23 protein-coding genes are annotated in these 23,338 nt (G+C 56.9%); 15 read left to right on the top strand and 8 right to left on the bottom strand.

Annotated features, from left to right (window positions below):
* Positions 1-146: 146 nt before the first annotated feature.
* On the bottom strand, positions 147-1,250 hold the full coding sequence (locus RGU44_RS24065) for an AI-2E family transporter (RefSeq protein WP_322177892.1): 1,104 nt from the start codon (positions 1,248-1,250) through the stop codon (positions 147-149).
* Positions 1,251-1,521: 271 nt separating this feature from the next.
* Here RGU44_RS24065 and RGU44_RS24060 point away from each other — a divergent pair, with 271 nt between their 5' ends.
* The 12 genes from RGU44_RS24060 to RGU44_RS24005 all read left to right on the top strand — a co-directional run bounded on the left by RGU44_RS24060 (position 1,522) and on the right by RGU44_RS24005 (position 11,379).
* The gene (locus tag RGU44_RS24060; protein ID WP_322177891.1) at positions 1,522-1,917 is read left to right on the top strand and encodes a hypothetical protein; all 396 of its coding nucleotides are present in this window, start codon (positions 1,522-1,524) and stop codon (positions 1,915-1,917) included.
* 101 nt (positions 1,918-2,018) lie between these two features.
* Positions 2,019-2,405, top strand: coding sequence for a hypothetical protein (locus tag RGU44_RS24055; RefSeq protein WP_322278355.1), 387 nt, complete (start codon positions 2,019-2,021; stop codon positions 2,403-2,405).
* Positions 2,406-2,809: 404 nt separating this feature from the next.
* Positions 2,810-3,082, top strand: coding sequence for a heavy-metal-associated domain-containing protein (locus tag RGU44_RS24050; RefSeq protein WP_322177889.1), 273 nt, complete (start codon positions 2,810-2,812; stop codon positions 3,080-3,082).
* Positions 3,083-3,109: 27 nt separating this feature from the next.
* Complete coding sequence (locus RGU44_RS24045; RefSeq protein WP_322177888.1) at positions 3,110-3,550, top strand: DUF411 domain-containing protein; 441 nt, start codon at positions 3,110-3,112, stop codon at positions 3,548-3,550.
* Positions 3,551-3,767: 217 nt separating this feature from the next.
* The gene (locus RGU44_RS24040) at positions 3,768-5,576 is read left to right on the top strand and encodes a copper resistance system multicopper oxidase (RefSeq protein ID WP_322278354.1); all 1,809 of its coding nucleotides are present in this window, start codon (positions 3,768-3,770) and stop codon (positions 5,574-5,576) included.
* 72 nt (positions 5,577-5,648) lie between these two features.
* Positions 5,649-6,452: a copper resistance protein B gene (locus tag RGU44_RS24035; RefSeq protein ID WP_416194659.1), complete on the top strand. Its 804-nt coding sequence runs from the start codon at positions 5,649-5,651 to the stop codon at positions 6,450-6,452.
* 77 nt (positions 6,453-6,529) lie between these two features.
* A complete protein-coding gene (gene copC, locus RGU44_RS24030; protein WP_322177885.1) occupies positions 6,530-6,913 on the top strand; it encodes a copper homeostasis periplasmic binding protein CopC in 384 nt (127 codons plus the stop codon).
* Between the two features lie 3 nt (positions 6,914-6,916).
* On the top strand, positions 6,917-7,855 hold the full coding sequence (copD, locus tag RGU44_RS24025) for a copper homeostasis membrane protein CopD (protein WP_322278351.1): 939 nt from the start codon (positions 6,917-6,919) through the stop codon (positions 7,853-7,855).
* Between the two features lie 188 nt (positions 7,856-8,043).
* Positions 8,044-8,271, top strand: coding sequence for a hypothetical protein (locus RGU44_RS24020; RefSeq protein WP_219063445.1), 228 nt, complete (start codon positions 8,044-8,046; stop codon positions 8,269-8,271).
* 116 nt (positions 8,272-8,387) lie between these two features.
* Entirely contained in the window at positions 8,388-8,639 is a 252-nt protein-coding gene (locus RGU44_RS24015) for a hypothetical protein (RefSeq protein ID WP_322177883.1), read from the top strand.
* A gap of 669 nt (positions 8,640-9,308) precedes the next feature.
* The gene (locus tag RGU44_RS24010; protein ID WP_322177882.1) at positions 9,309-9,560 is read left to right on the top strand and encodes a hypothetical protein; all 252 of its coding nucleotides are present in this window, start codon (positions 9,309-9,311) and stop codon (positions 9,558-9,560) included.
* Positions 9,561-9,663: 103 nt separating this feature from the next.
* Positions 9,664-11,379, top strand: a complete 1,716-nt coding sequence (locus RGU44_RS24005; protein ID WP_322278350.1) for a SulP family inorganic anion transporter — start codon at positions 9,664-9,666, stop codon at positions 11,377-11,379.
* A 41-nt stretch (positions 11,380-11,420) separates the two neighbouring features.
* On the opposite strand, the gene RGU44_RS24000 is transcribed toward RGU44_RS24005, so the two are convergent.
* The 5 genes from RGU44_RS24000 to RGU44_RS23980 all read right to left on the bottom strand — a co-directional run bounded on the left by RGU44_RS24000 (position 11,421) and on the right by RGU44_RS23980 (position 16,729).
* Positions 11,421-12,764, bottom strand: coding sequence for a TerC family protein (locus RGU44_RS24000; protein ID WP_322177880.1), 1,344 nt, complete (start codon positions 12,762-12,764; stop codon positions 11,421-11,423).
* Between the two features lie 38 nt (positions 12,765-12,802).
* Positions 12,803-14,059, bottom strand: coding sequence for an NRAMP family divalent metal transporter (locus RGU44_RS23995; RefSeq protein WP_322177879.1), 1,257 nt, complete (start codon positions 14,057-14,059; stop codon positions 12,803-12,805).
* A 3-nt stretch (positions 14,060-14,062) separates the two neighbouring features.
* Positions 14,063-14,944, bottom strand: a complete 882-nt coding sequence (locus RGU44_RS23990) for a protease modulator HflC (protein WP_322177878.1) — start codon at positions 14,942-14,944, stop codon at positions 14,063-14,065.
* The gene (gene hflK / locus RGU44_RS23985; RefSeq protein WP_322177877.1) at positions 14,941-15,975 is read right to left on the bottom strand and encodes an FtsH protease activity modulator HflK; all 1,035 of its coding nucleotides are present in this window, start codon (positions 15,973-15,975) and stop codon (positions 14,941-14,943) included. Before hflK ends, RGU44_RS23990 begins: the two co-directional genes overlap by 4 nt.
* Positions 15,976-16,252: 277 nt before the next feature.
* A complete protein-coding gene (locus RGU44_RS23980) occupies positions 16,253-16,729 on the bottom strand; it encodes a WbuC family cupin fold metalloprotein (RefSeq protein WP_322177876.1) in 477 nt (158 codons plus the stop codon).
* A gap of 514 nt (positions 16,730-17,243) precedes the next feature.
* Between RGU44_RS23980 and RGU44_RS23975 the strand changes: the two genes are divergently transcribed.
* A complete protein-coding gene (locus RGU44_RS23975) occupies positions 17,244-17,987 on the top strand; it encodes a hypothetical protein (RefSeq protein WP_322177875.1) in 744 nt (247 codons plus the stop codon).
* Between the two features lie 35 nt (positions 17,988-18,022).
* On the opposite strand, the gene RGU44_RS23970 is transcribed toward RGU44_RS23975, so the two are convergent.
* Together RGU44_RS23970 and RGU44_RS23965 are read right to left on the bottom strand one after the other, a co-directional pair.
* Positions 18,023-19,450, bottom strand: coding sequence for a HAMP domain-containing sensor histidine kinase (locus RGU44_RS23970; RefSeq protein WP_322177874.1), 1,428 nt, complete (start codon positions 19,448-19,450; stop codon positions 18,023-18,025).
* Positions 19,440-20,105 carry a response regulator transcription factor gene (locus tag RGU44_RS23965; protein ID WP_322278347.1) on the bottom strand — a complete coding sequence of 222 codons (666 nt, stop codon included), beginning with the start codon at positions 20,103-20,105 and terminating at the stop codon, positions 19,440-19,442. Before RGU44_RS23965 ends, RGU44_RS23970 begins: the two co-directional genes overlap by 11 nt.
* 151 nt (positions 20,106-20,256) lie before the next feature.
* Between RGU44_RS23965 and secF the strand changes: the two genes are divergently transcribed.
* Both secF and RGU44_RS23955 read left to right on the top strand, forming a co-directional pair.
* Positions 20,257-22,806, top strand: coding sequence for a protein translocase subunit SecF (secF, locus tag RGU44_RS23960; RefSeq protein ID WP_322278346.1), 2,550 nt, complete (start codon positions 20,257-20,259; stop codon positions 22,804-22,806).
* A gap of 175 nt (positions 22,807-22,981) precedes the next feature.
* Complete coding sequence (locus tag RGU44_RS23955) at positions 22,982-23,335, top strand: cupredoxin domain-containing protein (protein ID WP_322177870.1); 354 nt, start codon at positions 22,982-22,984, stop codon at positions 23,333-23,335.
* Positions 23,336-23,338 lie beyond the last annotated feature (3 nt).

The following is a 23,338-nucleotide window of genomic DNA, read 5'->3' as shown; positions in this document are numbered from 1 at the left end:
CGGTGTAGAACGCACATTGCAGGCTACTCTCTCGTGATAGATTTTTTAGCCCGCCATCGTGCGGGCTTTTTGTTTCTGCAGACCCCGTCAGGAGTCACTGGCCTCGGTGAGATGATGGGGACCTGGATGGGGATGAGCCCGTGGCATCACGGCTGGTTCTGATCGTCCGGCCCGCCGCCTTGCGGCTGGTCCCTCACCCATTGCCAGAACAACTGATAGCCGACCGCCAGCATTACCGGGCCGATGAACAGGCCTATGATGCCGCTGGCGACCATACCGCCCAAGGCGCCGATCAGCACCACCGGCATCGGTACGTTGACGCCACGCCCCAGCAGCAGTGGTTTGAGTACGTTATCGACCAGGCCGGCAACGAAGATATAGATGGCGAACACAATGGTCGCCGTGGTGGCACCCTGAGTGACGAAAACGTAGACGATCACCGGGAGGGTCACCAAGGTGGCCGGTAACTGCATGATGCCTATCAGCAGCACCGCCAAGGCGAGCAGACCCGCACCGGGAATGCCCATGAGCACAAAGCCGACGCCGATCAGCAGCATCTGGATGAAGGCGATACCCACCACCCCCAGCGCCACCGCACGAATGGTGGCGGTGCACAGCTCGGTGATTTGCGGCCCCTTGATGGGACCGGAGATGCGCGAAGCGATCTGCACCGCACTGCGGCTCCCCCCCTCGCCATACGCCATGACGATACCGGCGATGATCAGGGCGCAGAAGAATATGAGGAAGCCCATGCCGACGCCTGCGAGCTTACTCAACAGGGTGAGGCTGACGTTTTTGATTTGCGGTATGAATTTCTGCGTCAAACCGGGCAGGTCGGTGGCCGCTTGCAGCCAGAGACCATGCAGCGGCTTGCCCACCAGCGGCCAATCGGCTATCGAGTCGGCCGGTGGAGAAATATGAAAACTGCCGCTTTTGACCAAGGTGACGACACTCGCCACCGAGTCAGCAATCGAGGTGCCCAACAGGTAAATCGGCACCATGAGGATACTGATGGAGACCAGCACGATCAGCGTCGCGGCACGCCCCTCGCTGTGCCCCATAATACCGATGAGCCTGCCCTGCAGCGGGTAGAGAGTGATCGCCATGATCACCGACCAAAGCATCAGATCGATGAACGGACTGAATATCCGGAAACAGAACATCACCAGTACGGCAATCAGCCCGGCACGAATCAGTACATCGAGCAGACTACGGGAAAACGCCTTCTCGGAGTTGAGCGTGGGCCCCATTGATTGCCTCCTTGCAGACCGTTGCAAAGGTATGAAATCGGTAACATCAGCATAGACACCTCTCAGTAACAACAACATCAAACTCATCCACCGCGAACAGCGCAATCAGTGGCGCAAGTGATACCGGAAAATTGGAGCGAAAAATTCGAGCGTCCCCTTCTCGGCTGCACACCATAGGCTGTGCTTTACTTGATATGAATCAAGGGTGGCACTTCGAGGTAGCGTATGTTGAGTGCGCCACCACCCGTTGACCTATTGTCGGGGATGTATCATGTTCTGGTTTCGCTATCACCAATCAGCGTTCATGCGCTTCGCCATCGTGTTGTGGGTGTTAGCGTTTGGTCTGGCCGCGACCCAGGGATGCCTGACACAGCCCAGCCACAATCCCGCGACAACCCACGTCTCGCTCAACACCGTGCAAGATGACGATAGCCACGACGCCCATCCCCTTGGCTGCATCGAACACTGCGCCGATGCGGCGATTGCCGTGAGCCCTTCACAGCACCTTCAACTGTTTGACCTGTCCAGTTGGACGTTTCTGTTACTGATCCCTGCACTGCTGATTTTTTACCCCGTCAATTCCTCTGCTTTTGCCTTTCTTGCATTGCGGCGCCCTGCCCCTGCCAGACCGCCCGCTCGCCTGATTTTCGTCCGTTTCACTATTTAGACCGACCTTCTGCGCGCCGAATTCCGGCCGCACTTCTTGGCTGCGCCACTCTGGCGCGGCTTTGTATCGCCTGTGTTGCCCTTACCCTTTGGAGATTTGCCATGCATATGTCATTGAAACTGATCCTCGCTGCCCTGCTCATCAGTAGCCCACTCATGGCCTCGGCCGCCGACGAACCACAGCCAGAGCCGTCGTCGACCACGCCAGCTCAAACAAGCGAAATGCCCATGCAGAACAAAGCCATGACTGAGCAAATGCAAAAAATGCAGGCGGCGCACGACAAAGCGGCGGCGGCCAAAACCCCTGCCGAGCGACAGGCCGCCATGCAGGAGAACATGAAGACGATGAAAGACAGCCTGGGCATGGTGCAGAAAAACTGTAATGGCATGGGCATGTCCGGCAACAAAGACGGCATGGGCATGATGAGCATGATGATGAAAATGATGGATCAGCAATCGAGCATGATGGCGATGCCCATGAACCAGTGATCCTGGCGATAGCGTCGTGCATTGAACCTGTGCGACGCCTCACGGGATACCACGTCCTCAGGAGTACAAAAACATGATCAGTTCACCGCACTCAACTGATCCCCCCAACATTTTTGAGGAGTAAACCCGGCGTAGCGTTGCCCATGCGGCTGGTGATCACCTTGTTCTATCTGGCCAGGGAACACACGACCCTATGTTGGGCCTACCGATCCTAAGGAGGCCTGGCGACGCGCTGATCGGCGTCGGTGGCATTCAATGTATTGCGCCTGCGCAAGGTTTCGATGGATTGAGTGACGAAGGACCTTGACCTTGTCATAGCGACAAGGTTGAGGATAAATCCAAGGCCACAGAAAAAGCCGCATACAGCTGTCCTTCCACGATCAATTTTTTGTGAGGCGTCATCCATGAAAACCGTTGAACTGCAAGTCCAGGGCATGAGCTGTGGCTCATGCGTCAAACATGTCTCCGAATCATTACGCTCACTTGAAGGCGTCAGTGACGTGGCAGTGGATCTACCATCCGGACGGGTGAAGGTCAGCGGCGGTTCGGATAGCCATGCGCTGCTTGCAGCCCTGCAAGACGCGGGCTACCCGGCACAACTGGCGGCAGTGGAAAGTGTAGCCAGTAAAGAAATCTCAGGTTGTGGCGGGAACGGCGGTGGTTGCTGCTGCCGGTAAACGGTCTTTTTAAATTGGAGAGTTCCCATGAATACCAAACTTCGTATCGCTGTTCTTACTGCACTCTTCATGGCAGGCGCAGCACAAGCCGCTGAAGTCATCGACGTTTACCGCGACCCTAACTGTGGCTGCTGCGAGGAGTGGATCAAGTACCTTGAAGCCAATGGCTTTAGCGTGCGCGACCATGTCGAACCCAACATGAGCGAAGTCAAACAGCGCCTCGGCGTGGCTCCGCGCCTGGCCTCCTGTCACACCGCGATGATTGACGGAAAATTCGTCGAAGGGCATGTGCCAGTGGCACAGATCCTTGATCTGAAGAATCACCCCGACCTCGTTGGAATCGCGGTGCCCGGTATGGTATCGGGTTCGCCCGGTATGGAGTATGGCTCGACCAAACAGCCGTATCAGGTGATAGGTCTGACCGATACCGGTAATGATCGGGTAATCGCGGATTACCCAGGCAATTGACGATGACCTTTGGGGGGAACACATGGCGCCCGTCGGAGCGGCCAGATAACAAAAGCTGTTCAATCTCCGCGCGAGCCTGACCGCCCTTGCCAACCTGACTGAAATGTAATCATCCGCGTGCCTGTCATGTGGCATCTTGCTCGCTAAATAGCGGTTGGCAGCGGGTCCCTGAGGCGAATCCGTACCTGCCTGGATTCTGACTTATTGGATACCGTTCATGCATTCCAGAACATCAAGACGTACCTTCGTGAAAGCCTTGGCTGCGGGCGGGATACTCGCAGGCTTTGGGCTGTGGCGCAGTCCGGTGTGGGCGATTACCAGCCCGGGCCAACCGAATGTGCTTGCCGGCACTGATTTCGATCTTTCTGTCGGTGAGATGGGCGTGAATTTCACAGGTACTCCACGCACCGCCATGACCATCAACGGCAGCCTCCCTGGGCCGCTGCTGCGCTGGCGCGAAGGCGACACGGTGACCCTGCGGGTCAGAAACCGGCTCAAGGAAAACACCTCGATCCATTGGCACGGGATTATTCTGCCGGTGAATATGGACGGTGTTCCGGGCCTGAGCTTCCACGGAATCGAGCCAGGTGGCCTGTACGTGTACTCGTTCAAGGTCAAACAGAACGGCACGTACTGGTACCACAGTCACTCCGGTTTTCAGGAGCAGGTCGGTGTCTATGGGCCAATCGTCATTGATGCAAAAGACCCCGAACCCTTCAGCTACGACCGCGACTATGTGGTGATGCTGTCCGACTGGACGGATGAAGACCCCGAGCGGGTCATGAAAAAGCTCAAGAAACAATCCGACTACTACAACCAACACAAGCGCACCGTCGGCGACTTCATTGACGATGTCAGCAAGAACGGCTGGTCCGCCACCGTCGCAGATCGAAAAATGTGGGCGCAAATGAATATGAGCCCCACGGACCTTGCCGACGTCAGCGGCGCCACCTACACCTACCTGCTCAACGGACAGGCTCCGGACAGCAACTGGACTGGCCTTTTCCGGCCTGGCGAACGGCTAAGGTTAAGGTTCATCAATGGCTCGGCAATGAGCTACTTCGACGTGCGCATTCCCGGCCTGAAGATGACCGTCGTCGCGGCAGACGGGCAGCACGTGAAGCCGGTCAGCGTTGATGAGTTCCGCATCGCCGTGGCCGAAACTTTCGATGTGATCGTAGAACCCACCGAAAACGCGCACACCCTGTTTGCCCAGTCGATGGACCGCACAGGTTTCGCAAGAGGAACATTGGCGGTACATGAAGGGTTTTCAGCCCCTGTACCGCCGCTGGACCCACGCCCGCTGGTCACGATGAGCGACATCGGCATGGGTGATATGGGCGGCATGGACCATGGCGACATGAAGGGCGCTGGCCAGGATTCGATGCAAGGCATGGAGGGCATGGACCACAGCCAGATGGCGGCAGGTAGTGACGACTCCATGCAGGGAATGACGGGCATGGATGGCAGTTCGATCCAGGGCATGAGCGGCATGGGCACCATGGAACCCCACCCAGCCTCCGAAGCTAATAATCCACTGGTCGACATGCAGACGATGAGCCCCACGCCGAAACTCAACGATCCCGGCATGGGCCTGAGAAACAACGGCCGCCGGGTACTGACCTACGCAGATCTGAAGAGCACGTTTCAGGACCCGGATGGCAGGGAGCCAAGCCGGACGATCACCTTGCACCTGACCGGGCACATGGAAAAATTCTCATGGTCCTTCGACGGCATCAGGTTCGAGGATGCCGAGCCGCTTCGTCTCAAGTACGGAGAGCGCGTCAGAGTTGTCCTGGTAAACGACACCATGATGATGCACCCCATTCACCTGCATGGGATGTGGAGTGACCTGGAGGATGAAAACGGTGAGTTCATGGTTCGCAAACACACGATCGACATGCCGCCGGGAACAAAACGCAGCTATCGCGTGACCGCAGATGCCTTGGGACGATGGGCCTATCACTGCCATCTGATGTACCACATGGAAATGGGCATGTTCCGCGAAGTCCGCGTGCAAGAGTAGGAGAACGGCATGAACGTCGACAAAACCGCTAAACCTGTATTCGCCAGCCTTGTGGTTTTAGGGTTGGGCGTGATGCAGCTGCCTTTTGCCTATGCGCAAGCTGAGCCTATGCAAGGTATGGATGGCGGCCAGATGCAGGGCATGGAACCGAGTCCCCCCCAGGAAAGCCGAACGCCGATCCCGGTGCTCACAGACGCTGATCGCGCCGCTGTTTTTGAAAGTCACGCGGGACACCAAATGCCCGACCGCTCGATCAACTCGTTTTTCTTGATCGATCAACTCGAATGGCAAGACGCCGATAAGGGAAGTGCACTGAGATGGGAGGCGAACGGCTGGATTGGCACCGACACCGACCGCCTCTTACTTCGCTCGGAGGGCGAGCGGACCAATGGCGTCACTAAAAGCGCCGAAGTCCAGGCCCTGTGGGGACACGCCATAAGTCCTTGGTGGGACGTGGTAAGCGGCGTGCGGCAAGACTTCAAGCCCGGTGCGCCCCAGACTTGGGCCGCGCTGGGACTGCAGGGCATGGCGTTCTATGACTTGGAAACGCAAGCGACTGCCTACCTCGGCGAGGAGGGCCAAAGTGCACTCAGGCTCAAGGGTGACTACGATATTTTGCTGACCAATCGTTTAATTCTTCAGCCCACCGCCGAAATAAATCTCTACGGAAAAAATGACCCACAAAGAGGTACAGGATCGGGCCTGTCGGATACCGATATCGGCCTGAGGCTTCGTTATGAAGTTCGCCGCGAGTTTGCGCCGTACATCGGCGTGACCTGGAACCGTTCCTACGGGAAGACAGCTGATTACGCCCGAGAAGAAGGCGAAGACCGTAGCGAGACACGTTTAGTACTAGGCGTGCGTATGTGGTTTTAAACGCAATCGACACGTGAAATCCAAACCGGCTCAAACAATAAAACTCAACCAGCGGCCCACGCCGCCAGGAACCTTGCATGTCATATTTCAAAAGCATCACCGTCGCAACAGTACTCAGTACCGGATTGTTCCTGAGTGCTATAGCCCAGGCGCATCCAAAACTACTGTCATCTACGCCTGCGGAGGGTGCCACGGTAGCCGCGCCTGAAAAAATCGAACTGCACTTCTCGGAAAAGCTCATGACTCAGTTCTCGGGAGCGAAACTGATCATGACTGACATGCCGGGCATGCCTAATTCACCCATGGGCGTTAAGGCCCGTGTCGCAGGCGGCGCCGACCCAAAAACGATGGTGATCACTCCCGCGGCTCCGCTCACGTCAGGCACCTACAAGGTCGAGTGGAGAGCGGTCTCTTCCGATACCCACCCGATCACAGGCGCCGTGACCTTTAAAGTCAACTGATCCATGGGCGACTCAATCAACATAACGCTTCGCTTCATGCTGTATATCGACCTGATGTTGCTCTTTGGGCTGGCGGTGTTCGGTCTGTATAGCCTCAGAGGAAAAGAACGGGCCGGCGGTGCCGTTTTGAATTTTGAGTTGCTCTTGGCGGGCACCGCTGTTATCGGCATTTTGCTGTCGATGGCAGCGATGCTGCAAATGGCCAAGTCGATGAGCGGAGTGTCCAGTTTCATGGAACTCCATCACCATATTTTCCAAATGATGCTGATGGGGACTGATGTCGGGCTGACCTGGATGGTCCGAATAGCCTCGCTGACGCTGGCAGTCGTAGCCGCCCTATTCAACAGGCGCGCCCCTGCTTTCAGCCTGTGGATGGTCACTGTGTGCGGAGCCACCGCACTGGCTACTCTAGCGTGGACAGGGCATGGCGCCATGGATGAAGGCCCTCGTCGCTACCTGCATTTCACGAGCGATATTGTTCATATTCTGGGTGCTGGCGGCTGGCTGGGTGCTCTGGCCGCATTTGCGCTTTTGTTGCGTTCAAACAAGCTCACAGGCGAACTGCAAGTCCGGTTGCTGGCGCGAACGCTGACCGGTTTCGAATCAGCAGGGGCGCTCATCGTCGTCACCCTGACTATCACCGGGGTAGTTAACTATCTGCTGATTATCGGGCCGACATTCGAGACATTGACCACCAGCACTTACGGGGCCCTGCTGTCTTTAAAGGTCTTCTTGTTTGCCGGGATGCTAGTGTTTGCGGCGTTGAACCGCTTCCACCTGAGCCCGCTGCTCGAACGGTCCATTCAAACAGGGGTTTACACGGTCGCTATCAACGCCTTGCGGCGCAGCATGATTCTGGAGTTGTCGGCCGCCGTGATCATTCTGAGCCTGGTTGCCTGGCTCGGCACCCTCAGCCCGGAGATGGAGATGTCGGCTGAATAGACCACCGTAGAAGGTCTGGTGGTTAAAGATGGGGCAAAGATCGGGATTTAATCGCGGTAAGGTCTGGCTGCAGACCGATCCAGAAGCTTATGCAGCAGGACTTGCCTTATGATGAACGTCAGAAACAATACAAGGCGATCATGGGACCGTAGCGGGCTCGTGGTGCGACGTTTTTTTAGGGGGTTATCGTGGGAATCAAGAAGTCAGCGCAAGAATTGAAGCGCGACCTTAATAATGTGGCCTGCAATCTGGAGCAAACGGCAGGCGAAATCAGTCGGCTCGCCGAGCGAATTAACGATGTGGATGTTGTTGCGGTGTTGCACCTGATGAATCGCTTATACAAGGATTCCGACCGATTAAAAGCCTATGTCGATGAGATAAAGTCGGGACGGATCGTCAGGAATAAAGCCGAGTAAGGACCCTAGAGGTAACAGCCGGAGTCTTAAATCCAAACAGACTGAACGAACCGACTTCACTGACTTCTTACGTTCATGGCGTTCCACTCTGTTCGCTGTGCACACAGGGTCATTCCATGTACATCGAAAACAACTCCGCGCTGCTCCAATCCCTGATCGCTCAGCTCTCGATAGCCGAATTCAGGTCTTCGCTTGCCTTGATGGGTAACGCTGAGCGAAACCTTATGGGCTTGAGGGATCTGATTCAGCTCGATATGATTTCTGGCGACTTTACGTATGGCGGCCTAAGTGATCCGCTTGGCCTGCTGCTCGTCGCTGCGGATCACATACGGCTGACAAAGCGGGGTGCCTTGTTCAGCTATCGCTAAGTCGCAATGCTTGGCGAGTATCACTCTGCCCTCCGGTCATCGCCTGATCTCGGGTAGGCCCCTGACATTGGGTATGCTAGGGGCTCAACCGCGAGAATCAACCATGCGCAAACTCCGACCCCATGACGACCCGCTGCCAAAAATGATCGCAAATCTACTTGAATTGCGTGAGGCCCTTTCGAGCCTGAGTGCTAGCGAAAGAACACTCAGCTCATTGAGAGCAAGCGACAAGGTTTACGGGGTTATTTTGCCGATCAGCCGCAGGGCAGACTTTTTCGCCTCGAAGATCGGGCGCATGCTCGAAAGCCGGATAAAGACCATGAGCGAAGCGAACACCTCGAGCCCCCGGGCACGTCCTTAATGAGTGACCGAATAAAATAATTCGTTCTGTTCTGTCGCCTGTCATACCCCATCTAATTGTTATAGGTCACCGCACACTAAAAAGGGCTTACCTAAAGGTAGGCCTTTTTAGTCATCAGCGAAAAGTGGGCTGTGCAAGACGCCGTTGATGATGCCCAGCGCCGTTTATATTATTGCGAGCGCAGTAAGACCGATCTCTTTTTCCCTTTTTACTCAACTACATGTCCAACAGGCGACCTCGCATGAGGTACATTAAAATCCGATCCTCCCACCCAGGCGGCAGCCCTCAAGCTCAGCAAGGATGACACCGTGAATACCCATCAGAAGCTGCGAACCTTTGACCGTATCCGCGAAGCAGTGTTGCCGGAATATCGCGACCGGGTTGCCGAGTACCTGAGCCTCTACGAAGAGGCTCTACACGACGACAACATCCAGTCCGATGACTTGCGCGCATCGGCCAATCAGCTCAGGGGCTACCTGCGAGGCCTTAATACGACCAGGGTGCTGGGCATGGCTGACTGGGAAGAGTTGGACCGTCGTGTTGTCGAGTCGTGGTTATGATCAATAGATCAATGGGGCAGGACGCTTAGCCTGAGTATAAAAAGTAAGCTCAGGTTATTTTATCCGGGACCAGAGCCCATGCAACGTGATCGAGGCGCCACCGATGTCAACACCAAGCCCGCAGTCCGGGCCTGTCAAAACAAAGCTGATCGACCGTGTGTCCTGGCTGGATATCATTGCCGGCTTGTCGTTGGCTGGATTGCTGTTACCGGAGGCAGTCGCTTACGCAAGCATTGCAAATCTGGCGCCTCAGGCCGGGGTCATTGCCCTGTTTGCCGGACTGGTCTGCTACGGATTGATCGGCACCAGCCGCTTCGCGATCGTCTCTGCAACGTCATCGTCTGCTGCCGTGCTGGCAGCTGCCTCCGCGTCGATGGCGGGCCCAGACAACACGCTCAGACTGGTTATTGCCATCGCCCTGGTCATGCTGACCGGTCTGTTTTTCACGGTCGCGGGACTTGCACGATTAGGCAGCATGTCAGCCTTTATTGCCAAACCGGTTTTGCGCGGGTTTGCCTTCGGCCTTGCCATCGTGATTATTTTCAAGCAGATCGCTCACGTGGTTGGCGTCCACCCCCAGCACACTGACCTGATCCGATTCTTGGTCGAGTTATTCAGTCAGACAGGATCATGGAATTGGGCCGCCGTGGCGGTGGCCGTCGCCGCGTGGTTATTGCTGTTCTTGTTTGCCCGTATGCCACACCTGCCCGGAGGGCTGCTGGTGATTGTCATCGGCATCACGGCCGGTGAATGGCTGAACTTTTCGCAGTATGGCATTAGTCTGGTCGGCTCCATAAACCTGCAACTCACCGCACCGACGCTCCCGACGCTGCTGTACACAGAGTGGCTACGAGTAGGAGAACTCAGTATCGCCATGGTGCTGATTCTCTACGCAGAGTCCTACAGTTCGATCCGCAGTTTTGCGATGAAGCATGGTGACAGTGTCTCGCCTAACCGGGATTTACTTGCCCTCGGTGTCGCTAACCTGGTGTCTGGACTTTTCCACGGCATGCCGGTGGGCGCCGGTTACTCAGCGACGTCGGCAAACGAGGCATCGGGGACTTTGTCGCGACTGGCGGGTTGGTCTGCTGCCCTTGCGCTCTTGATCATCGTGATGACGCTTCTGCCAACCATCGCCCTGACACCGGAACCTGTGGTGGCGGCGATTGTCGTGCATGCCGTCAGCCATACGCTTCGCCCATCGACTTTTGCTCCTTATTTCACGTTGCACCGCGACCGACTGGTCGTGATTGCTGCGGTATTGGCAGTGCTGTTATTAGGTGTACTGGATGGCTTGCTGGCAGCTATCGCTGTCAGCCTGGTGATGCTGTTGCGGCGGCTGTCCGAGTCATCGGTGACCATTCTTGGGCAGCTCAATCATGGCCATGATTTCGTCAGCACAACCCTTCATCCAGAGGCGCAAGCAGTCCCTGGCATTTTGATCTTGCGCCCACACACAGGTCTTTTTTTTGCGAATGCCGAACGGGTGTTTGCGCAGGTACAAAAATACATTACGGCCGCTGGCGATAGCGTGCATACCATTATCCTCAGCCTGGAAGAGTCTCCGGACCTGGACAGCTCAAGCGTGGAAGCGCTACAGGATTTTTGCAAAGTAGTCCTCGACCAGAACAAGCACTTGATGCTCGCCCGTTTAAAAACCCGGGTGCAACAGGTATTGATTCGAGCGGAGATTCCGGGACTTCCCATAGATGTGCTGTGTGCGCTCAGCGTGGATGATGTAGTCAGGGTCGCGCAGGAGCTTTATTCCGGGCCAAAAACCGGTTCATTGGATGCTATTTACAATGAACCGACTCTCTAGTTGCTGCGCTAAAAAGGCAGCGGCCCAAGGTTCCATGAACACTAGTGGACGCGTGCACACTGAATTTGCGAGAAGCTACCGCCGCTGAGCGTCACCACATTGCTGTTGGTCTTCTCTATTTCACTGGGGGGCGTAAGGTGAAGCGCGCTGACTGCTGCTGCGGGGTTCTCCCAGAGAATTTTTTTAAGGCTCACGTAGCCTGCCGCTTCTCCGTTCCCGGTGACAATACGTATCGCACTGCCGCCGGGCCGATAGTAGACAGTGGCAATGGCACCGGGGCAAACATAGGCGCTGTCGGCCACGGGCCTGGGCAGCAAGCCACCCGCGATGCTGCCAATGAAGCTGTACAAAACCCAGCTCACAAGACTTATAGCCCCAAGCCCTACCAATATCTGTACACGCCCCCCGAAGACGCGACGCCCACGGTCTGGCACTTCGGCCGGAACACTGCGCGCGACAGCTGCCGCTTCAGGCTTGTCCTGAACAGGGTTGACACTGGCGAGTACCCACTCGGCGCCTCCCGTAGAGGGCGCTGTAGCTGACGATTCTGCAGAACTGGTCGCGCCCACGCTAGCGCGCTCGGTGAGGGCATCGACGGCAACGATCAACACACTGTCCCGAGCGACTTCGGCAACTACGCTTGCCGCTATAGACTCCGATGCCGGAGGTGCTCTTCGAAGCTTTGGTGCCGGCTTGGCAACCGTCGCGCGCTGTCGATGAATAATGCGCGCTTGCAGGACCACAAAAGCCGCGCACAGGAGCGGCACCATTGTGTTCAGCGCAGGCGACTGAGTATTTACCCAGCCCACCACCGCAGGATCGGAAACGGCGATATCACCCGCAACATAGCCAAGCAGCGCGCCGCCAACCGAGACCAGAAAAGGCTGACGATGAAGCAGCCGGGTGATCTGCACGCTCCCGAACATCAACAGCGGCACGCTTAGGAGCAATCCCAGCACCAGATAGAAAATACTGCCCTGCGCCACTGCCGCCAGTCCGACCACGTTGTCCATGCTCATGACCAAATCAGCCACCAGTACGGTCGTCACAGCCCCGAACAGGGTGGTCGGCGTATTTTCGACGGAGTCACTCTCGTCATCCGGCTGTTCTTCGATCAGCAGCCGGATTGCAATGACGATCAGCAACCCCGCACCGATGAGCTTGAGAAAGGGCGCCAGCAGCAACCACCCGGCCAGTGTGGTCAGGAGCACGCGCAGCACGATGGCCCCGCCAGTACCGATCATCACCGCCTGTTTCACCTGATTCGCTGGCAACCCGCGGCAGGCCAGAGCGATCACCAGCGCATTGTCGCCGGACAAAATCAGGTCCAGCAGGGATATCTGAAAGATCATGCCTATCGCGTGCAGTAAACCTTCAAACATCATGGGACTGTTTCCAGGCAAGGAGATGTTTCATATAAAAATCACCCGAGTGAACCGGCGATGCTGGCATACAGGCCGAGTGTTGAAGTCAGTACAAAGATGACGCCGACAGCCAGTGCGTACCCTCCCCGCAATTGATGTGCTGCCGGCAAGACACTGCGCGCCAGCAAGAACAGCAACAACAGCATCACCGGGATCAGAATTGCATTAACCACGCCCACGGCAATCGACAGCCGGATGAGATTGACGCCCGAGGCCACCAGCAGCGCGCCAACGATTAGCAGCACCGCGAAAGGTCCATAGAACCAAGGTGCATCCAGTGGGTGTTGCTCCAGCGAGTGGCGTACCCCCATCGCCTCCCCCAACGCCAACACAGCTGTCAGGCAGACCACAATAGTTGCTACTAACGCACCGCCGGACAGCCCAATCGCGAAAACGACTTTGCCCCAACTGGGGCCGATCAGCGCACCAAACGCATCGCCGATCTGAGCGATGTTGTCCAGATTTCCACCCTGCTCGTGCGCACCCAGCGTGGCGGCGGCGGCGATCAATACCGAGGAAGTCAGCACCTGGCACAGCACCGTACCGACCAACGTATCGACTCGCGCCAGCCGAAGTCGGCCCGTGTCCAGCCCTTTATCGATCAGCGCCGACTGTTGGTAGAACAGCGTCCATGGCATCACGCTGGTGCCGACATTTGCCGCGACCAGATACAGATAGTCATGGTCGGCGAGAGGTATTTGAGTCATGTCGTGCAGCATCTGATGAACGTTCGGGTGGGCCTTGAACGCCATTACCAGAAAGGCAAGTCCGAACAACCCGATAGCAATGGTTACCCGCTCTACCGAGTGATAGGAGCCGGTCAGGACCATGCCGAGAATCATCACCACCAGCGCCACAAGAATTTGCCAGCCCAGGATTCCAAAGAGGCTGCCTGCACCAACCAGCCCGCTCATCTCCGTAACCAATGTACCGAAGCAGCTCAGCAGCAACACCGCTGCGGACACTATCGCGACCGCTTGACCGAAGCGCTGTCGGACCAGTTCGACATAACCTTTACCAGTGCACAACCCCAGTCGCACCGTCAGTTCCTGGGCCATGAACATCAACGGGACCAACAATAATTGCAGCAACAGCAAGCGGTATCCCCACTGTGCACCGCTCTGGGCAGCCGTCACCACGCTGCCGGCCTCGGTATCGGCCAGCATCACGACCAGTCCCGGCCCCATGACGGCGAACAAGCGTGTCAGCCGTTGCCAAAATGCTTTGTGGTCAGAAGGAAGCTCGATGACTCGCATTCTTTACTTCACGGTGGTCGCGGCAGGACCCGTGCGAAATTGCTTCAGGAACTCAGCGTCCGGCGTCAGCACCAGCGTCGGCTGACTCTCTGCCAGTGCCTGCCGGTAGGTCTGCAGCGAGCGGTATAGCTTGTAGAACGCAGGGTCTTTGCTAAACGCGGCCGACAGAATCTGGTTGGCATCAGCATCCGCTTCACCGTGAGTAATCGCAGCCCGGCGCTGGACCTCCGACAACAGGACCGTACGGTCCCGGTCAGCTTTGCCCTGGATCTGTTGCGCCCATTCAAAGCCCTGTGCACGCAGCTCCTTTGCCTCGCGCTGACGCTCGGATTTCATCCGGTCATAGATCGCCTGACTGGCCTCGAATGGCAGGTCGGCACGGTGTAGACGCACCTCGCTCACTTCGATCCCGAGTCCCACAGCCTTGCTGGCTACGTCCTTCTCGATGGTGGCGACTTCTTGCTGGCGTTCCGGCGACAACAATGATCGCAACGTCACCTGACCCAACTCACGCCGCAACGAAGAACTGACCATTTGCGTCAGTTGTGCGCTGGCCTGGTCCAGCGTACCCACCGCCTGGTAGAAGCGCAGCGGGTCGCTGATGCGAAAGCGCGTGTAGGTCTCGACCTCAATGCGTTTCTGGTCGCCCAAAATCACCTGCTCGGCCGGCGAGGTCAGTGTCTGCAACCGGCTGTCGTAGAACACCAGAGAGTCGCTGAACGGAACCTTGAACTTCAGGCCGGGCTCACCGGCCACGCCCATCGGCGCGCCGAAGCGGATAATTAACGCCTGCTGCGTTTCGTCGACAACATAGACCGACGATGCCAACACCCATAACGTAACGATGCCGACTCCGGCGATCAGCCATTTGAGCGCGGGGTTCATGGTTTGGCATCCTTCTGAACAGACTTGCCTGGGTCGGATAGCGGCATATAAGGCACCACGCCGGACATACCCTTTCCAGACGAATCGATGATGACCTTGGAGGCCTTCTTCAGCACCTCATCCATGCTCTCCATGTACAAACGCCAGGCAGTAACGTCCTTGGATTGCACATAGCTGTTGTAAACAGACAGAAAACGCTTGGCCTCACCCTCTGCCAGGTTGCCAACCTGCGACTTGTAGGCCTCGGCATCCTGTGTGATGCGCGCCGCATCGCCTCGCGCACGAGGGATCACATCGTTGGCGTAGGCCTCTGCTTCGTTACGGGCGCGCTCCTGATCCGCGCGTGCGCGCTGCACATCGTTGAAGGCATCGATAACCTGCGGCGGCGGATCGACCCGTTGCAGCTGAACCTGGGTGATGAGGATGCCAGCCTTCTCGCTGTCCAACAGCTGTTGCAGCAGTTCGCGTGTTTCATCCGCGATCTGCGCTCGTTTGTCGGACATGGCGGACTGGATCGGCGTGCGTCCAATGACTTCACGTAGCGCACTTTCGGCAATGATTTTTATCGAGCGCTCTGGATCGCTGATTTTGAACAGATACTGTCCAGCATCCTTGATTCGCCAAAAAACCGTGCAATCTGCCTCGACGATGTTCTCATCGCCCGTCAGCATCTGCTTGTCACGTGAACCGCTGTTACCCGTGGTGAGGGCACTGCTGGCGCTGCCTAGCTGCAGCTGATTGACTTGGGTAACCTTGGGCAGCAACACCGCCTCAAAGGGATAGGGCAGGTGGTAGTGCAACCCTGATTCGGTGGTGTCCACCCAACGACCAAAGCGCAACACTACGCCCTGCTCGTCCGGCTGCACTTTATAAATGCCCGACGTGACCCATGCCAAAGCGATGAGCCCACCGATCAATACCAAACCACGTCCCTGGAGGTCCAGAATGGCAACCCTGTAGTTGATCCGTTCACGCAGCGTGGAGAAGAGCCTGGCGGGTTCGGTCGAAACAGGAACAGGACTATCGGTCATGCAAGTGCTCCAGTCCGTCAAATGACGTGCGGACCTTACTTTTTGGGGGGTAGGGGTCGCCGAAGCCGCGCAGAATACCTGAACAGGCGACCGTCGTCACTGACCTGGATCATGCTAAAAATAGCCCTGAGCGGCGATGCGTTACACGGAAAAACAAGCGCTGCTGCGCCCGCTCTCCCCTGCGGACAAATCACCCGGCCCGCGCCGTCGTTTCCGACCAACCGGGCATTCACTGGCAGCCCGTGGGCCGGGCATCCGTCCGAAACGTACTCTTATCTTAAAGGCCGGGCAGACGCTGACCGATTTGTGCCGTGGCATAGCCGTCCAGAATCGCGGTCGCCAAAGGGCTGCCTTCGGCACCGGACCATGCGGCAAAGTCGGCTTCAGCTACGGGCATATACGGCCCGTGCTTCACTTCAAAGATCACACCGCCCTCATCCAGAGAGAGCACCGCATGCCAGCAGCCAGCGGGAATTTCCAGTACCGCACAGTCTTCGCCCAATACCGTGCGCTCGATGACGATACCCGCGTCGTCGAAAGTCAACACCACAAACCGACCGCGCAAGGGATAGAGCAACTCCCAGGTATGGGGATGACGCTGGGCACGTACGTAGGTGCCTGGCTCCATGGCGATAGCCAGGCGCTGGATCGGGTCAGCCAATTCCTCGTGCAGGTTGCGGTTAGCGCGCAGGCGCGGGGATTGCTGGGCTTGGGCACCTAGCGCGTCCAGGTCAGCCGGGGTGATCTGTTTCATTTGAGGTTACCGATAGAGGTAAAACGTGATTGAGGCCCCGTCCGCCTGTGCGCACAAAAGCGGCATCATCTGCCGGGGCGTGGTTGGAGGCCATTAGACACTATTCAGCGGCCGTCACGCACGCGAGCTGCTGTGTGCACAGCTCAGCGCAACAATATTTTTCGGCACGGCCAGCATAATGTTTAGTAGCTGCTACGCTAAATTTCGGCCCCCTGAGCACGCTCATGAAACGGCGATGCACGTGGGAAGCCTCAAAGTGTAACTGCCAGACGACGGATTGCGCGTTGTCTGGAAGGTCGGTGTGGCCTCTGTTCTCACGGACGACAAGCTTTGCTACACCGGTAATTGAATAGTTTAAAAGCGCTGAACGAATCGACGCACTATTAAACGTGCCCTCGGCATTATCAACCGTGCGCTACCCACGCGAGAGTGGGCATCACCCAACGCCGTTATCCATGTTGTGATGAGTGCCTACGAACGCCCCTTCTATTTCAAGAAAGTCGGGAATGTAGCCATGCAATACACAACGTTTTCAGATGAACAGATAAAGTCTCTCATTGAGGCGATCGATCTCAACGGTTATGCCGTGTTACCCGGCTGGGCGACGAGCGCAGAGCTGACCCAATTACAGGCCTTGGTCACAGACGCCGTCGTAGCGGCGGGTAACAACTACGTTGCCCTGACCGGGCACCAAGCTGTTGCCGGTTCGCTCCTGGACGAATGGGGCCGCTCCCCGTACTTCGTCGATCTATGCAAGCGTATCGTTACAGCCGCGACGGGGGAACATTCAACCGAGCAGCGTCTGTATCAGGTGTTGCGTTGCCTGACCGGTGAGCAAGGTCAACGTGAGTCCTCGATTTTCCACTACGACTCCTTCGTACTGACCACCATCATGCCGGTCTGTATGCCGGATAATCCTGGCGATTTAATCATGCTGCCAAACCACCGCCCCCTCCGGAAAACCTATGCCTTTAACCTGCTCGACAAGCTGCGCGTCGATAACCGCTGGGCACAACGTCGGCGGCTAAAGGAGTACACGAAGCACCCCGAGCGGTTCACCCGAGTCCACATGCGACCGGGCGACCTCTACCTGTTCTGGGGCTACCGTTCGCTGCACACCAATCTACCGGCTGACCCGGATGCCTTGCGCGCAACCGCTATCTTTCACTACCACAACCAGCATGCAGACAGCACCCTCGCTGACCGGATACGTCGATCAGTTGCCTATATCAAGCCGAATCAACCCGTGCCTATGTAAGTGGTCAGGAGCAGTTTTCCTATTACACTCCGGGATTAGCCGGCCAGGAACTGCGACGTCTTCAGCAATAACGTCACACAGGTGCCCGAACATTTGACACTTTGCACACTCATCCGCCCACCCAGTTGTTCAACGATGCGTTTGGCGTGGGCAAAACCAAGGCCGAATGAGCTTCCATCCGAGCGTGCAGTATCCGCTCGGAAGAAGACCTGCCCTAACTGCTCCAGATCCGTCGAGGTCATACCCATGCCGTCGTCCTCGACCGACAATTGCCAATCGCCGTCCGGCGACGCGCTCAACTTCACCCATACATGACCTTGATCCGCCGTGTACTTGATCGCGTTGTCGACCAGGTTTCCAACCACCACTTCCCACTGTTCAAGCGAGCCGGGCGTCTCGTAACGTGCGCCTGCGTCAATCTGCACAGAAAGCGCCACGTTTTTGGCCTGAGCCTGCCGCTGCCAACGGGCGGCTACAACGCGAACGACATCATCCAGCCGACATTCACTATTGATCCCGGCGATTTGGGCGCCGTCCAGTCGTGCCAGGTCCATTAGCGCCGACGACAACCGTTTCAAGACCTGCATCTCCGCCAGAACATCTCGGCAGGTGTCCGCGTAGTCTTGCGCCTCCCGGGGGCGCATGAGAATAACCTCCAATGCAGATGTCACTGCGGCAATGGGCGTTTTCAACTCATGAGACGCGTTGGCAATGAACAGACGCTGGTTTTCCAGAACAGTCCGCACCGCATGCACCATCTCAGCATAGCTGTCGAACAGCAGCTTTTCCTCTGCCGAATGAGGTGTAAACACCACGCGCTGAGTAAACTCAGGGGGTTTGAGCAAGCGTAACTGCCGCGAAAAACTGCGCAGATTTCGTGTGGAATAAGACACCACCAGAAAACTACCCAGTGCCGTCAGCAGCAAAATACCAATCGCCGCCAGGGTGGCCAGCCGTTTGAACTCACTCACAGCATCGAGCATGGGCTGAGCATTGAGTGCCACGGTGACCGTCGTCTGAAGGGTGGTTGCCCCGGACTGACGCTCTATCTGCCCGCTTTGAACCAGCCATTTGCCAAACTCAGTGCTCAGCAACCGGGATGCTTCGCCTGTCACCTTCAAGGTCGTCATGCGCTGGCGCAAGGTGTTGCGGATTTTCTCAGAGGGGCCTTGGGACTCAAAAATCGGAGGTCCTGCTTCGCCCCCCGCGATAAAATAGACGTCACGGTCACGATCCAGCTCTTGCGCAAACTCGCCGCTGCGCTGATAAACCAGTTGGCCTGCCTTGGGGAGGATAAGCGCCTCGATGACATCTGACTGAATATCCAGATGATGGCGCAACTCATTCAGCCGAGCCGCCTCCACCCAATGGCTCAACCAAAGGACACTCAGCGCCAACACGCTCGCCTGCACCACGAATAACGTAATCGTTATTTTGATATTCAGCGAAAGCTTAAGCCACACGAAGTGTGAACCCCTTGCCGCGCAAGGTTTCAATCTCTATGCCCGACCCCATCAGTTTTCTGCGCAGGCGCGCGAGCAGCACATCAAGGCTATTGCTGTCCGGCTCCATGTCCAGGGAGTACAGCAAACCGGTGATCGCGGTGCGTTTGACCAACTGCCCGGCTTTACTGGCAAGGGCCACGAGCAGGTCATACTCCTTGCCCGTCAGCACCAAGGGGGTTTGGTTGATCGTCACGCTCATGGTCGCAAGGTCGATGTTCAGGCCTGCCAGTTCCAGTAACGTTGCCCCACGAGCAGTGGATCGCCGGTAAAGCGCGTTGACCCGGGCAATCAGCTCGACCATGTCGAAAGGCTTGACCAGATAATCATCGGCCCCCTGATCGAGACCTTCGACTCTGTCACGCAAATCGCCCTTGGCGGTGACCATGATGATGGGCACTTCTCTTGCCTGCGCACGCACCGTCTTGACGAAATCCAGGCCCGACAACTTGGGCAACATCCAATCGAGCACGATCACGTCGTACTCGCTGGACTCGACGAAATAAAGTGCCTCCTTGCCATCCAGGGCGAGATCGACGACCCAGCCCCCCTCTTCGAGACCACGCCTGACGCTCTTGCCGAGCAGTACATTGTCCTCGACCACAAGCGCCTTCATCGATCACCTCGCCTTATCGTTCGCGACACGCTACCGCATTCGTACTTAGCCATAAAGTCGTCCCCTTTGCGTCGCTTTCTATCGTTAATGATCCATTCATTCGCACCTCAATAGACTGCCCGGCAATTACGCATGTCCGGGTACAACGATCATGACTCAATCGAAACAACGTATTTTGTTTGTGCTGCTGGTGGGCCTGCTGGCCACCTTGATCAGTTTGTCGTTCGCGCCCCTTGCTTCAAAGGTGCGATTCGGCCTGGAGTTTCGCGGAGGTTATGAGATTTATTACGTTGTTACGCCGCAGCCAGGCAAGCAGACGCTGTCCAAACAGGATGTACTCAATACCGTCGACATCCTGCGCCAACGGGCCGACAGCATTGGCATGTCTGAGCCTGATATCCGTCTCGAGGGTGAAGACCACATCCGCGTGAAGCTGGCGGGACTGACGTCGGCGGATGAGTCGCGCTCACTGCTGGGCGACACCCACGGGCTACCGACGGTACTCACGGAAAAATACACCCAAACGGTCGGGAGCGTCCTTGGCAAGACGGCTCTGACTGAGACCATGACCGCTGGGGTTATCGGTATCGCCTGCATCTTCCTCTTGCTGCTGGTGCTGTACCGAGGGGCCGGGCTGATCGCCGCATTCTGCACCGTCGTCTACCTGTGGCTGCTGATCATTCTGTTCAACGCATCACACGCAACCTTGTCGCTTTCTGCGGTGGTCGCCTTTGTCTTGGGGATCGGCATGGCGGCGGATGCCAGCATCATTTGTTTCGAACGCACCCGCGAACAGCTCGCGCGGGGCCATGACCTGAGAACAGCGGTGGTGAATGGCTTCAACGGATCATTCCCGACCATTCGCGACGCCAATCTGGTCACTGCGCTGGCAATGATCGCATTGTTTGCCGCAGGCATCGGGCCGGTCCAGGGATTCTCGCTGACCTTGCTGGCAAGCATCGTGATCAGTATTTGCACCAACTATTTCCTGGTGCGCACGCTGACCTTGTGGCTGGTGGATTCGGGTTGGTTGCCACGGACCTGGTTGATCGGTGGCGGCAAGCCGCGCAACGCGCGCAAACACTTTTTCGACTTCGTAAAGTTCGGCAAAACAGCAATCCTTCTTTCGGTGCTGACCATCGCCAGTGGTGCGCTGTATTACCGTGCGCACGGACTCAATCTGGATATCGATTTCACGTCCGGCACTGCGCTGGATATCGACATTGATCGCCCGACAACCCAGAGCGACGCCACACAGATCATGACCGCTGCCGGGATCGTTCCGGCGACGCTGGCGGTAGGTGGCGCGCAGAACGAACACATAGCGGCCCGCTTCGATGAAGTCCTCAAGCCCGCTGAGTTGAAACAGGTCATTTCAGCCTTCCAGGCGAAATACCAGAAGGTCGAGTATGAAGAGAATACGGCGGACCCAGGCATCGCACGCGACTTCGCGACCCGTGCAATCTATGCCGTCCTGGCCGCATTCATCAGCATTACCCTGTACATCGGGCTTCGGTTTTCCTGGGCCATTGCCGTGGCCACGGTCCTTCCGATCATCCTCGACCTGCTATTTGTCTCGGCAGTTTTCGCGCTCTTCAAGTTCGAAATCGATGTGACCTACGTTGCCGCGCTGCTGACCATCATCGGTTACTCGCTGAACGATAAAATCGTGATCTTCGGGCGCATCGTCGAGAACCTCAAACGGACCAATACCCCAGACGAAGCCTCCTTGTTGAGCATGGTCAATCAGAGCATCGAGCAAACTCTGGGGCGCTCCCTGTACACAGTACTGACCGTGGTGATGGCCTCGACCAGTCTTTATTTATTCGCCTGCGAACCGCTGCAAATGTTCTCGCTGGCATTGGTGATCGGGTTGATGTGCGGCGCGGTGTCGTCGATTTTCATCTCCAGCGCCCTCTGGGCCACGCTGCACAGTCGGTCCCTAAGCAGACCCGATAGGCGCTCAACCATTCCCCGCCTGACGTCGCGCCCCTTTATCAGCCTCCTGCTGGCCGTGGCCGTCATCGGGTTGGGCGGCTGGTTTTGGATACCGACACTCACCCCTCAAGCATCGCCAAGCGCTCAAACGCTAGTAACCACAGGCTCTCTAGGCGATCTCTCGTCCTTTTCAGCCATCGCCAGCGACATCCTTGCCAAAGTAAAAGCCGGTGACATCGCAGGGGGGAAAGCCCGCATCAAGGATCTGGAAAGCGCATGGGACGCCTCGGCCAAGCAACTTCAGGCACGCAGCCAGGAAGGATGGACATCGGTGGATAAATCCATTGATCGAGCCCTCGTGCAATTGCGCTCTGGTACCCCGGACAAGGCCGCCATTGATGAATCGTTGCAAACCCTGATCGCCAAGTTCGCAAGCCAACAAGGTCAGGTCGCAGCACGCGTGAGCACTGCTGGCGGTCCTCTGGGCGATCTCTCTGCCTACCGAAAAATCGTCTTGGACACCTCTGCGCTGGTCGATGCCGGTGACATGAGCGCTGCACGTTCACGCATTACCGATCTGGAAACGGCCTGGGACCAAGGCGAAGAAAAGCTTCAACCGATGAGCCCCAGTGACTGGACCGCTGTGGATAAGTCCATCGACCGGGCCTTGTCGCAACTGCGGTCCGGTAGCCCGGACCCTAAAGCCTGCGCCTCGGCCCTGACAACGCTACTCGCCAAAATCGACAGTAAAACGACTCACTGACCGCTCTGAAACGAAGCCCTTAACGCGTCAACGTCGCAGCCACCCTTGACCGGGGGAGCGCTGCAACGAAAGACGAACCGCTTGTTTTTAAGGTTTTTTTCACGCGATTTGAACGTATTTTTGACAAATGCGACGTCATATTGCCAAGATCCAATGATTAAACGGAATCAAACGCATGCAACTTCGTATTTCCAGTCTGGTCAAAACTGTCAGTGCTGCCGCCGCCCTCGCCTTTATTTCCATGGCTCAGCCCGCACTCGCCGCTGACGCGGAGGTTTCACTGGTCATCAAGGACCATCTGTTTTCACCGAATCCATTGGAAATTCCTGCCAACACGAAGGTCAAGGTCACCCTTGAAAACCGTGATCAAACCACCGCCGAATTTATGAGCGATGACTTTAAAGGTGGCAAGTTGGTGACGGGAGGCAAAACCGTGAGCTTTTTCATTGGCCCATTGAAACCCGGCACTTATGAGTTTCATGACGAGTACAAAGAAAGCATTTCGAAAGCTCGGTTGATCGTTAAATAACCC

The organism is Pseudomonas sp. 5C2, from assembly GCF_034314155.1.
GTDB lineage: Bacteria > Pseudomonadota > Gammaproteobacteria > Pseudomonadales > Pseudomonadaceae > Aquipseudomonas.
This window is presented reverse-complemented; position numbering and strand designations above follow the sequence as displayed.